The organism is Vibrio sp. BS-M-Sm-2 (assembly GCF_041504345.1).
GTDB lineage: Bacteria > Pseudomonadota > Gammaproteobacteria > Enterobacterales > Vibrionaceae > Vibrio > Vibrio satsumensis.
This window is the reverse complement of record NZ_CP167895.1, coordinates 969804-982385: the sequence shown is the minus strand read 5'-3', so window position 1 is coordinate 982385 and position 12582 is coordinate 969804. Positions and strand designations below refer to the sequence as shown.

Sequence of the window (12582 nt, the reverse complement as noted above, 5' to 3'; positions counted from 1 at the left end):
CAAAGAAAAAACAGAGCAAAGCTAAGTGAATAAAGCGATTCAGCCCGTTTAACAAACAACATTAATGTGAGCGCAACCCAATAAGCGCTCACGATTATTACGAATTTGAGAAAAGACAATATGAAAAAGCATCTGATAAGCGCACTGATTTTAGGCTCACTATTGAGTACTAATGCCTTCGCAGAATTAAACAAAGAGCAAACTCAACAACTTGAAGAAATTAATCAATTCCTGAAAGATAACCCTTCAACAATCTCTGGGTTGCATACCAGTTTAGAGCAGTACGTAGCAGGTCAAGAGCAAGCGAAGAAAGCCCAAGCGGAAAGCCATGATTGGTTATACAACAATGACGCTCACCCAATCACGGGCAATCCGGATGGCAAATCGGTCATTATTAATTTTACAGACTATAACTGTCCTTACTGTAAGCGCTTGGAAAAAGGCTTGGTTCAATTAGCCTCTGAAAACAGCGATATTAAAGTGATCAACGTGTACTTATCGTTTAAGCAGCAACAGGTTTCGGGTCTAAACACCAACGCAGCGCTATACGCGATGAAAGTATGGAAAGATAACCCAGAAGCATTCCCTGAAGTTGATAGATTGCTGATGGCGAAAAGCGGCATTCACTCGAAAAGCTCACTAGAAGCAGTCGCCAAGAAGACGGGAACAGAGGCGGAGCTAAAAACAACTCAAGAACAAAACCAGGTTCTAACCACTAACCATCAAACGTTCAGTGCTCTGGGCTTAACGGGCACTCCAACCATGATGATGAACGGAAATGTTTTACCAGGATATGTGCCTTATGACCGACTTAAAGATATCGTGGACGACGCTTTTTAATCGAGTTTAGATAGAGATAAAAATTCGAAAGAGAAGTGAATAAAAAGCCGACTCGTAGTCGGCTTTTTGATGAGCTTAAAATAATGTTTTCAATATTATTTTTGAAACAGAAAAGCAGTCGAAGTGTCACTATCTTGCAATGGATTCTTAATCTACACTCGCTACTCTAAAAGCTGTTCTGTCGATGAGTCCAAGACGTGCTTACTCTAGACAACTGTCTTTTGACCGAGCCCCTTGCTCGGTCTTTTTTTTGCGTGTTTTAGATGGCGACACAGCGCATTAACACGGAAACGTCCAATCAACTGAACCCTAACTCAGCAAGCGACAAACAAGTGCACCCGGTTCCCTTAACGCATCCACGTTATAGCTAAGGACACATCCAGCAGATGGCGCGTGATAGCGGCGACACTCATTACCAAAAGCGTCATATTGAATTGCTAACAAATCATCTTGCTCCACGCTTTGTAAAAGCTCGATCTGAGGCAGAACAAAACCACCAATATCAGCACGAATAGACACCACATTGTTACCTTCAATCCAATCCATACTCGGCAACTGGCTTGTCCCCAACGGATCTTTTCCCTCAACTTCAAGCATCTCGTAATAGGAGAGCATATTCAAAACGCCGCCTACTGCTCTTTGAATCATTTCAGGCTGAGTAAACTTACCCATGCCTACTTCCACCGTGATACTTGGTATTCCACTTCGATTCCAAACCGTTTCAAGAATACCCGGGTCGCCAGGATCATTAAGCACACAATCAGGTTGCATCAACCTTGCCATCTCCAAACATTGTTCAATTCGGTAATCAGCAAACACATAAAGTGGGTAGACCGCGCCACGAGTTTGAGTATGGAGATCAACAGCGAATGTCGCATTGAGCTTAAGTAAGCGATCCCACAGAGACGCAACAAAGCGCTCCGCAGCTAAACCATGTGCATCACCCGGAAAGAGTCGATTAAGATTCGCAGGACATGAGCCAGGATCTGAAGAGACGAAGTCACGACTATGGTTCAACAAACCTGACAAGTTCACCGTAGGCACAATCGTTACCGAGCCTTTTAGGGTTTTACCCACTAAGTCACGGATAATTTGCTGAGCAGCCAACACACCGTTTAGCTCATCACCGTGAATGCCGGCAGTGATCATCAATTTAGGGCCATCTTGGCTGCCTTTGAAAACAGAAACCGGCATATTCTTAGGCTGCCCTAGTCCATCACTGGTTACTTGAAACCAAAACTGATGCTCTCCAACGGGTAAGTCTTCAACATTCAAAGAGCCAATAACCTGTCTGCCTTGTAAAACATCGCCTAAGTACTCTGTTTTCATCCAACGTCTCCATCTTGTTGAGCAAAATCTATTCTCTTCTAAGTTTTTGCATCATAGAGGATATCTTAACCAGTACAAGCAGTTAATCAGATTAACAAGCTCTAAAGCGCTCCCAAAATTCACCAGCATCGACATACATGATTCCAAGGTAAAACTTGTCAATGTGACCTTTGAAATACACGCAACTTGTATAACTATTCACAGAACACTCAGTCTCATGAAATAAAAGTGCAATAAAATCAACACTTAAAAAAGTTCCCCATTCACGAAAATGTAATTTTATAGAAATGAAAGCTTAATTTAGCTGTTCTAAATTAGCTTCATATCGAAACGGAGAGCACATTGCTCACGGATTTTAAAATACAAGGTAAGTGATTATGAAAAAGGCAGTTCTAGCTTCTGCAGTGGTAGCGGCACTAGTTTCAGGTTCATCTCTAGCAGCAACAGTTTACAGCTCGGATGGTACGGAACTTAAAATTGGCGGTCGTGCGGAAGCTCGCTTCAACGTCTCTGATAACAACGAAAGTGCGTCTGACAGCTCTTTTAAAGACAAGTCACGTGCCCGCGTAAATATCTCAGGAAAAACTCAAGTTTCTGATGAACTATACGGCTTTGGTAAATATGAAGCTGAGTTTACAGGAGACACAGCTGTTGGTGTTAACGGAGAAAAAACTGACTCACTTACTAACCGTTACTTCTTTGCTGGTCTTGGTACCAACTTCGGAGAATTTTCTTACGGTAAGCAAGACTCAGCTCAAGTAATGTTGACAGATATTACAGATACGATGGCTACATTTGGTGCTGATGCCGCTGATGCTGTCGCTGGTAACAAAGACAAACGCGAAAACAACTTCCTTTACTCTGGCGAATTTGACGCGTTGACAGTTCAAGCAAACTACATCGCAGCCGATGAAAAAGATGCGGACAGCTTTGGTCTTGCTGCTATGTACAACCTAGGCGCTTTTGACCTTGGTGCTGGTTACGTTTCCCAAAAGAATGGTAACTTCGATGATGACCAGATTAACCTTGTAGCTCAATTCTCGATGGATGCGTTTACTGTTGGTGGCTTATACACAATGGCTTCAGTTGCAGATGAAGATTACACTGGCTACGAGCTTTCAGCTATCTTCAAAGCAACTAAGCAGTTATCACTAATTGGTGTATACAACTACGGTGAGTTCGATAAAGCGGCTGACGAAGAAGCAAATAACTTTGCTATTGAAGCAGTATATAAGTTTAACGGCCACATCCGTACCTATGCTGGTTACAAGTTTGAACAGCTAGACAATAAAGATGACCAGCTACAAGCGGGCATCCGTTACGACTTCTAATCTAAATCGACTTTAGATAGAGACTAAAAAGGTTGGGCAATGGCTCAACCTTTTTCTTGTTCAAATATTCTGACTAACTTCATCGATGCTTTTTCTGGTTAAGTCTTGCTAAATCCGTATCATAGGTGGACCATATCAAATAATTAGAAGCATCATGTCACAACACCATCCGATCCAAGGCGCTAGCTGGATGCTAACCGCAGGCCTAGCCTTTGCCATTATTAATAGCCTAACCCAAATAGCTAGCATTCACTTCGGACTGACTTCTACTACCGTTGCCGTCATTCAATACGCTATCGCGTTGTTCGCGATTCTTCCTTATCTGAAAACGCTGGGGATTCGCCGCGCACTAAAAACCGACAACCTCAAATTGCACGTATTTCGTGTCTTCTTGTCTGTTATTGGTATTCAACTTTGGATATGGGCACTGGCTTACCCAGTACCTATTTGGCAAGGCATTGCCCTTCTCATGACATCGCCACTATTCGCTACCATAGGTTCAGGGCTTTTTCTCAAAGAGAAAGTTGGGGCTGCTCGTTGGGGAGCGACCTTAGCAGGCTTCGCTGGTGCGATGGTTATTCTCGAACCATGGGCTGAAGACTTTAACTGGGCAACACTGTTACCAGTTGGTGCCGCTTTCTTTTGGGCATGCTACTCACTGATGGTTAAAAAGCTCTCTTCACAAGACAGCCCTTCAACCATGGTGGTCTACCTTTTACTATTGATCACGCCATTTAATATCCTACTTGCCGCGCCTGATTGGCAGACTCCAAGCGGCGGTACTATTTGGGGAATATTAGTTGTTATTGGTGTAATGACAGCACTCGCTCAGTGGGCAATTGTAAAAGCTTATTCCGTCGCTGATGCTTCATTTGTTCAACCGTTTGACCATGCGAAATTGCCGCTAAATGTTCTAGCTGGTTGGGTTGTATTTAGCTGGGTTCCACCAGGTCGCTTATGGTTAGGGGCTGCTATTATTATTGCGTCAGTTGCGTTTATTACCCACTGGGAAACTAAAAAGCCTTCGAAACTGAAGAAAGTTTAGGGGTGGTGAAATAAATAGTTCGACTGTCCGTTCTATATGGATAATAGAATTCAAACGAGGCCGTAACCATGAAGAAACCAGTCAAGATTACACTATACCGTTGGGCAGGCAGCTGGGGTCCATTTACAGTGAACATCCCATGTGGAGAATGTACTTTGACCAAAGATATTCTTAAAGATACTTTTGAGAATGAGTTGGCCGATGTCGATGTCGAATTGGAAGTGAAAGATTGGTTATCTCACTGGTGGGAACCTTTAAAGCTGGGCTCTTGGCATGCTCCGATCCTTGTTGTTGAAGGTAAGGTAGTGAGCCAAGGCGAAGCACTAAATCGCGGTGTTCTGATTCAATCGGTCATTAAAGAGTGGACCAAAAGAGATACCCTAAAAGGCAATATTGTTTATGGCAAAGCAACCTGCCCATTCTGCGTTAAGGCGAAGAAAATGCTTGATGAAGCGGGTGTTGAATACCAATACCATGATGTCGTAAAAGACAGCGCAGCTTTGTATCGTATGATTCCAGAGGTAAAAGCGCACATTGGTGAGAAAACACCAGTAACTGTCCCTCAGATCTGGCTCGATGGTAAATACATCGGTGGAGCAGACAACTTAGATGCATGGATGAAAGAGAATGGCTTAGATAGCATCCCAAATAATGTTGTCGATCTGTCCAACCAATCAGCAGGCTAAACTCACACAGAGCTATAAATCCAATCGTGAATTAATCAGTGTTTTTTGTGTCCATCCACAACAAAACAGGGCGATGAACTTCATCAATCGCTAAAACGACAAAGGCCTTAAACATCATAGATGTTTAAGGCCTTTTAAAATTCCGTTTTTTAAAATGCTTATTTAGCCATTTTCTTCATCATTCGCTTAAGGAATGATGTTTTTTTTGGCTTTGGCTTGCCATACAATGCTTCGTGCATCATGTTTTTTGCTGCCATTTGACCAAGGTATGCATGGCCTAGTTCGTAATTCATGCTTATCTCCGCACATAATCAACTTTCCTTAGCGCGGATTTTACACTTAAAACGCCCAAAAACAAGATTCACATCACACTTTAATGCAATAAAATCCATTGATTTGCAATAAACCTAATTTTGTCTCTGTGCTAATCAGCACTGTCTATGTATATCAATGAGTTAACCTGAATTCTGGTTTGAGCTTAATGCTCCATTCCTAATAACAGTCCAACACATTGATTTAGACGCTTATAAAAAAAGCAGCTCAGAGAGCTGCTTTCTAAAATACTTTACTAAGAACCCTAGCTGCGCTTTGGCTGTCTGTAAGTTTTACCAGCAATTTGGTATGTGTCTTTTTGCTTCAATTCAAACATTGTTTCAAAGAACCAAGCTGCAAATTTGATTAAGTCATCGCCTTCATTCATGACATGTTCGATGTACTCTTGCTCTTCGCCTTGTTCATTTTCTTGAAGCGTCACGTGGTAAATACGCTTTTCGCCTTCCACTTCAGCTAGTGCAAATTGACCAGTCAGTGATGCAGCAGCCTCAGCGACTTCTGTATCCTCATTGGATTTCAATAGCTCAAGCGCTTGAGGCAGGCCATCTAGTGCGCAGATAGCTTTTACCAGTACTTCAAATTCATTTTGCTGCATTTTGTTTTTACCTATTCAATGGACCGAAGCATTGTAGAAAACCATCAGCACAAATACAACGTATTAACGATGGTGCATTGGACGATAGTGGACTAGGCATTTAGCTATATTCCACTTCAACAGTATCATCTTTCTTGTTCATTTTGGTTGAAGACCAAAGCACGCCCCCCATAGCTCCTCCTATAATCAAGTAGAACACACCTAACTGTAGGTAAGTCGTCACCCAACTCTCGACGAGATACCCACCAAGTAAACCCGCCAAACACATCTGAATTGAACCCGACAATGCAGAGACCGCACCAGCTTGTTTCTTATGTGGTTCCAACAACATACTAATAGAGAGAGGAAAAGAGATACCCTGCGCAATAGTCAGCCAAGTAAACGCCCAAACTAAGTTAAAGATGGATAACTCATGAGTCAAAAGCCAAGTTCCCGACGCCAAGATAATCAAGATAGCTAGGCTCATCAGTTGAGGCGTACTAAACCTACGATTGAGCAAGTTTAAAGCGACGCTACCTACCAGCAAGCCTGCCGAAGGGACAATCATCAATGTGCCGTATTCTGCGGCAGTCAGCCCTAACTGCTCTTGCATTAAGAATGGAAACAGCGATAAAGATACCAAACTTGCCATGTAGCTCATCCAGTTATAACTGGCACTGGTCAACACTTGGCGGTTAGTCAACAAGCGTCCGTAGTTCTTCACCACTTGGCAGGCATCAAAGCGACTCTTTCCATATGGCAAAGTCTCAGGCAACACAAAGTAACCCAGAGTGAATATTGCCAGTAGATACAGTAGAACAAACAGGAACACCGCTTGCCACCCGAGGTGAAATGAAATCCAACCACCAAATACAGGCGCAATGATAGGCATGATCGAAGCGGTGATCGAGATATAAGACAACGCTTTGGTCAGTTGAGGGCCATCATAACTGTCGCGGAGCACACTTCGTCCGAGAACCGAAGCACTACCCGCTCCTAAACCTTGCAACAAACGGCCAACCTCTAGCGCCAGCATGTTGTCAGAAAACACGACACAAACGATAGTACCAATCAAATAAACGCCCTGGCCTAACAAGAAGATAGGCCGTCTTCCCACCGCATCAGACATAGGTCCATAAAATAGCTGAGACAGGCCAAAACCCACAAGGAACAGCGTGACGAGCAGCTGTACATCTACCTGAGTCACACTTAAGTCAGAAGCAATTAACGGCAAAGATGGCAAATAGATACTCACACCTACCTGCCCCGTAGCAATAATCATCATTGCTAAGAGTAACGGCGTTTTTTTAAAGGTCGATTGGCTCAAAAAATTCCCTATTCGTTTGATATTTGTTCATGATATAAGTTTATATTCAAAACCAGTAATTGATAATTAACCAAATTGGAATTTAATTAAGTCCTAATAGGAAACAATATGGATTGGATTCTCAACGTAAAGAGCTACGTTAGAGTGGTGGAAGAAGGCAGTTTCAATGGTGCTGCGCGTAAACTCAATACCACCAGCTCAGCGATAAGCAAAAGGGTAAACTGGCTCGAAGAACGCATCGGGACTCAGCTACTGAAGCGCACAACCCGCTCGATTAGCCAAACCGAAGCGGGCGCGCTGTTTTACCAACGAGCCAAAGATCAGCTCGATAACTGGCAGTCAATCATTGATGAAACTCGCTCAGTTAACCAAACTCCCGCAGGCTTACTGAAGATAGGTGCGACCATCGCGGTCGGCTCTAAGTTTCTGGTTCAGCACATGGACGACTTCCTTGAAAAGTATCCGGATATTAAGGTACAGCTCATCACCACCACTTCAGGACAATTACCTGAACTTGGATTGGATCTGGTGATCAGTCGAGAATTGGAACAGCTCAACTCTTTAAGCTTCAAGAAAACGCCCTTGTTTGAGCACAAAGCGGGGTTCTATGCCGCACCGAGTTACCTCGCCAAACACGGTTACCCCACCTGCGAACAAGATTTAGAGCAGCATAATTCTTTAATCTGGGGAGAGCGTCCAACCCGTGAAGTCACGCTAACCAAAGGGCAACGCATCACTTTAAACGGCAACTTTGCTACCACGAATCCAGAAGCTTTGTTTCATGCTGCGAAGCGAGGAATGGGAGTGTTGTTAACCATCAAAGCGATGATCAAAGAAGATCTTAAACAAGGGACGTTAGTTCCAGTATTACCAAATATAACCGCCGACGAAGTGATGGTTTACGCGTATTACCCTAAGCTTGATTACTCACATACGCGAACCAAGTTATTTCTGGATCATTTAAAAGAGAGGCTAGACAAAGAGCGCAGCACTCAGGCTCTGTGAAATAAGTCACATTTTAATTTGAAAAGTTATACAACACGAACAATAATAAACTAGACGCATATAGGTACTAAAACTTAAGACTGCGTAGTGCCAAAATCGTATAGACAAGATCATACACATACAGCTTACACAGTGAATCTGGTTAACTAAGGATGGTGACTATGACTCAACATACGCATAACAGCATGATAGACACAGAGCGCATTGGTCGTTTACTGAAATTGGAAGGTATCGACCTTTTAGAGTCAGCCGTACTTACTTTACATCAAACCTTTGGTACTCAGTACACCAGCATCATTGAGAAGAAGCACTTCCCAGATCAAATCGTTCCTTTGGTGATCGCCCACTCTGACCATGTACTGCATGATAAAATCAACGCACGTCATGGGCAGATCTACCAACAAGCAGTCAATCAAAGGCACCCGGATTGCTCGTTTGCTCAGCATGTCGTCCAGTCATTGCCAACATCGGCATTTAGGCAGGAAATCACCTCACAAAACTCCATCGCGATCCCTACTCGTACTCAAAGTGGTGAAGTGATGGGGGTGTTGTTCTCAACGTTTACCTCGCCTCTAAGTCCAGTTCAACAACAAGACGTGATAAAACACCACCAATTGTTCGCTGACATCATCATCCATACCTTGCGTGAAATGTGGTTCAACGACCGTTCTGAACAACTGGTTAATCAACTCAGTTACGAAGTATCACACGACAGCTTAACGGGGGTACTAAACCGAAGCTGCTTGTCTGATACCTTGGAATCGATCACTCAACAGAGCGTCACTCCATTCTCGCTCGCCCTGCTCGACATCAATAGCTTCAAAGCCATCAATGACATGTACGGCAATTATATTGGCGATAAGGTACTTCAATTTGTCGCAGAAACATTGCGTAGAACCTTACCCGAAAGCAATCTGACTTTCCGGACTGCTGGCAATGAGTTTGCTTTCATTACCTATAATTCGGACCCAATAGCAGTTTGCGAGCAAATCCTAGCCAAGATAAAACAAGGTTACAGTAATGTTGATATTAAAATCGATTTCGACGTTAGTATCGGCATTGCTCGTTCAGATGGGGGTGACAAGGACGTAGAACAGATCATCTTCAACACTAGCTTGGCACTTAAAGAGTGTAAACACAGCCAAGATACACACATTCAATGTTACGACACTCACTTGAGGGTCCGTTATCAAAGGAAAACCGAGTTAATCACCGCCTTACGAAGTGAACTTGAGAGTCCTATTTCAGGCAGTTATGTACCCAATGGTAATGGCATGTACGTAGTTGTGCAGCCGATCGTAGGTCAAGCTGATACTCAATGGGAATATTTCGAAGTACTTACTCGCTGGAAAACGAACAAACATGGTGATATATCGCCTGTGGAGTTCATTCAAGTGGCAGAAGAATCAGGGCTGATTGTAGAACTGGGAGAACGCATCATCGAGTTGGTGTGCCGTGCAAAAACCACACTAGAGCAAGGCTTGGGCTACAAGGTTAAGCTTGGAATTAACTGCTCCGCGCACGAGCTCACCGATTCGAAACGTTATATCTCATACCTGACTCGAACTATTGAACAGCACCATTTTAAGGCGAATGAGTTTGTTATCGAGTTAACCGAAACAGTACTACTCTCTCCGACGCAAGAGACTAAATCCGCTCTTAACTTTCTGAGAGGACAAGGCTTCACGATTGCACTCGACGACTTCGGTACCGGCTACTCCAGTTTGAACTACATCCACAGCTACCCTATCGATTGCATTAAAATTGATGCAACCTTTATTCGTAACTTACTAACAAGCTCTACATCCGAGAGCGTTGTCTGGTTGATTGTTCAACTAGCCCATAGGCTCGATGTATCTTTGGTTGCGGAAGGTGTTGAGAAGCGTGAGCAATTAGAAAAACTGCACGCAATGGGGTGTGACAAAATCCAAGGTTACCTCTACTCGCCCCCGATGCGACCTGAAGCTATCGTTAGCTATGTCGCGCACTCAGAGCCTTTAGTTTAAACCCTTACCGAACCTTCTATTGAGAACTAAAAAGCCGCAAGAGCATCACTTAACACTGACTGTGCTTTGTGATGCTCTTGCGGCTTTAAAACAGTTTAATGGCTAGCTACTTACTAGCATTATTAACCATTGCTAGATTGCGAGTTTCTAACGCTGCCTTCAATAGCTTATCAGCTTCATCTCTTGCAGCTACAAACGTCGCTTTTTCCTTTTTAGGCACAGAATCTGCCATAGGGATATTCGCTGTCATTGCATTCACAGGACGACCGCGCTCAATTAGCTCGTAGTGCAAGTGTGCGCCGGTCACTCGGCCAGTTTTACCTGATAAGCCAATGCGCTGACCACGAGACACCGTTTGTCCTTTACGCACGAGGATCTTGCTCAAATGTAGGTAGCGTGTTTTATAAGTACTACCGTGCTGAATAACCACGTAATTACCAGCGTATGGGTGCTTACGAGTCATAATCACTTTGCCATCACCCGTCGCTTGAACTGGGGTGCCAATCGGCGTCGCGAAATCTGTACCATTGTGCGGTGAGACTCGCCCAGTCACGGGGTGTAAGCGCTTAGGATTAAATTGAGAACTTTGACGCCAACCACTGCTCACCGGGTAACGTTGGAAAGCACGCTGCAAGCTATCGCCATTGGCATCGTAATATTGCCCATCAGTATGTAAATACGCTGACACAACACGATTACGATTCATGATCTTAATTGCTTCAATTTCACGTTTTCCGGTTGCAACACCATCAACAAATTGCGCTTTCTGAAGCACTTCAAACTGATCACCAACACGCAAATCACGGCTAAAATTAAGCTTATCTTTCAACAGAGTAACAATATGATCAATCTCAAGACTATTCAGGCCAACCTTGTTAGCCGACATCGAGAAACTGCCTTGAATATCACCCACTAAAGGCTTTTGCTTCCATTCACCCGGAATAGAAATATCTTCGAATTCGTAGCTACCGTCATCAAGCAGTCGATAAACCACTTTATCTGCGACGCTAAATTGAAGCTCCATTTTGGAAAGTTCACCCGTCGCTTCATCACGCCAGAAACGTAAGGTATTGCCCGGACGAAGCGTATCTAACGCAAGAAAGTTTAAATCGGTTTCCATCACGCTCATCATCGATTTATAAGAAAATCCAAGTTGAGTGAAAATGCTACTCAAGTTATCGCCCGTTTGAATTTGATACTCAAATGTCGGTGGCTCAATAACGGTAACAGAAGAAGGTGACAGAATGGACTCAATAACGGTTGAGTCTGGTAAATCAAGATCGATCGTTTTCGTCAGATCCGATTGTGAAGATTGCAAAGCAACACCAATCGCTGCAATAAGTGGCAGCCCTAAAATAGCTACTTTTTTTACAGGTGAAAGCTCAGCAAACGGAGAGGGAAATATTTTTGAATACACGGTAAACAGGTCTTTCTACGATATAAAGACATAGGATATGCTTTTCAAACGCATAAATCATCAATGCATTGTCATAATATGATATGAATCTGCTCAATTTAGGCTAAGTCATTGAGTTGCCATAGATGAAGAAGCAATTAAACGAGAAATAAAATTAACCGCTACATTTGAAAATAAAAAAGCAGAAACGGCTAGTATCTGCTTTTGATTGATTTACGTTATTCCGTTTCGATTAATTAATAGACGAAGCGAATTAGTTGATAATTTAGGCCAAAGTTAAGCGTTAACCGTCGATACCAAGCAGTTGTCTTCACCAAACTCGTTAGGGATGTAACGATCAGCATTCGCATCGTTAACCCATTGTTGGTCATCAACTAGGTAGCGAAATTGAAACTCGCCATCTTTAGGTAAGCGAGTTTTAAACTTGTAAACCTTCCCTTTCGCCAGTTTTTTCATTGGCGTGGCTTTCCAATCAAGAAAGTCAGCAACGATGGATACCGAGTTCGCTTCTTGAGCTTCTAGCTCGAAGGTCACTTCAACTTCATCTTTCGTTTTAAAAAAACGTTTATTAATCATTCGCAAGCTCCATTTGTAAAAGTAAGCAGACACAAAGCAAAGTGTGTCTAAATTTCATTCATCTACCTAAGATAATATGTAATTTGGCTCACATAAACAACAGATCCTTACAC

12 protein-coding genes are annotated in these 12582 nt (G+C 43.1%); 6 read left to right on the top strand and 6 right to left on the bottom strand.

Annotated elements, in window-relative coordinates:
- Nucleotides 1–120 precede the first annotated feature (120 nt).
- On the top strand, nucleotides 121–840 hold the full coding sequence (locus AB8613_RS20395) for a DsbA family protein (protein ID WP_371714402.1): 720 nt from the start codon (nucleotides 121–123) through the stop codon (nucleotides 838–840).
- Nucleotides 841–1149: 309 nt separating this feature from the next.
- Here AB8613_RS20395 and AB8613_RS20390 read toward each other — a convergent pair whose 3' ends face one another.
- On the bottom strand, nucleotides 1150–2169 hold the full coding sequence (locus AB8613_RS20390) for a succinylglutamate desuccinylase/aspartoacylase family protein (protein WP_371714401.1): 1020 nt from the start codon (nucleotides 2167–2169) through the stop codon (nucleotides 1150–1152).
- A 377-nt stretch (nucleotides 2170–2546) separates the two neighbouring features.
- On the opposite strand from AB8613_RS20390, the gene AB8613_RS20385 reads away from it, so the two are divergent.
- From AB8613_RS20385 to AB8613_RS20375, 3 genes are all read left to right on the top strand, one after another.
- Nucleotides 2547–3500 carry a porin gene (locus tag AB8613_RS20385; protein ID WP_060980515.1) on the top strand — a complete coding sequence of 318 codons (954 nt, stop codon included), beginning with the start codon at nucleotides 2547–2549 and terminating at the stop codon, nucleotides 3498–3500.
- A gap of 154 nt (nucleotides 3501–3654) precedes the next feature.
- Nucleotides 3655–4545: a DMT family transporter gene (locus AB8613_RS20380; protein ID WP_371714400.1), complete on the top strand. Its 891-nt coding sequence runs from the start codon at nucleotides 3655–3657 to the stop codon at nucleotides 4543–4545.
- Nucleotides 4546–4613: 68 nt separating this feature from the next.
- Entirely contained in the window at nucleotides 4614–5231 is a 618-nt protein-coding gene (locus tag AB8613_RS20375; RefSeq protein ID WP_285953757.1) for a glutaredoxin, read from the top strand.
- A 158-nt stretch (nucleotides 5232–5389) separates the two neighbouring features.
- On the opposite strand, the gene AB8613_RS20370 is transcribed toward AB8613_RS20375, so the two are convergent.
- The 3 genes from AB8613_RS20370 to AB8613_RS20360 form a co-directional block, all read right to left on the bottom strand.
- Nucleotides 5390–5524: a hypothetical protein gene (locus tag AB8613_RS20370; RefSeq protein ID WP_279626256.1), complete on the bottom strand. Its 135-nt coding sequence runs from the start codon at nucleotides 5522–5524 to the stop codon at nucleotides 5390–5392.
- Nucleotides 5525–5808: 284 nt separating this feature from the next.
- Nucleotides 5809–6159, bottom strand: a complete 351-nt coding sequence (locus AB8613_RS20365; protein WP_017057980.1) for a hypothetical protein — start codon at nucleotides 6157–6159, stop codon at nucleotides 5809–5811.
- Between the two features lie 100 nt (nucleotides 6160–6259).
- Nucleotides 6260–7465: a multidrug effflux MFS transporter gene (locus AB8613_RS20360; RefSeq protein WP_285953758.1), complete on the bottom strand. Its 1206-nt coding sequence runs from the start codon at nucleotides 7463–7465 to the stop codon at nucleotides 6260–6262.
- A 108-nt stretch (nucleotides 7466–7573) separates the two neighbouring features.
- Here AB8613_RS20360 and AB8613_RS20355 point away from each other — a divergent pair, with 108 nt between their 5' ends.
- Both AB8613_RS20355 and AB8613_RS20350 read left to right on the top strand, forming a co-directional pair.
- Complete coding sequence (locus tag AB8613_RS20355) at nucleotides 7574–8470, top strand: LysR family transcriptional regulator (RefSeq protein ID WP_146490910.1); 897 nt, start codon at nucleotides 7574–7576, stop codon at nucleotides 8468–8470.
- A gap of 161 nt (nucleotides 8471–8631) precedes the next feature.
- A complete protein-coding gene (locus AB8613_RS20350) occupies nucleotides 8632–10476 on the top strand; it encodes a putative bifunctional diguanylate cyclase/phosphodiesterase (protein WP_372384859.1) in 1845 nt (614 codons plus the stop codon).
- A gap of 106 nt (nucleotides 10477–10582) precedes the next feature.
- On the opposite strand, the gene AB8613_RS20345 is transcribed toward AB8613_RS20350, so the two are convergent.
- Nucleotides 10583–11893 carry a peptidoglycan DD-metalloendopeptidase family protein gene (locus AB8613_RS20345; protein WP_372384858.1) on the bottom strand — a complete coding sequence of 437 codons (1311 nt, stop codon included), beginning with the start codon at nucleotides 11891–11893 and terminating at the stop codon, nucleotides 10583–10585.
- A gap of 276 nt (nucleotides 11894–12169) precedes the next feature.
- Complete coding sequence (locus AB8613_RS20340; protein WP_009845720.1) at nucleotides 12170–12469, bottom strand: isoamylase early set domain-containing protein; 300 nt, start codon at nucleotides 12467–12469, stop codon at nucleotides 12170–12172.
- Nucleotides 12470–12582: the final 113 nt, after the last annotated feature.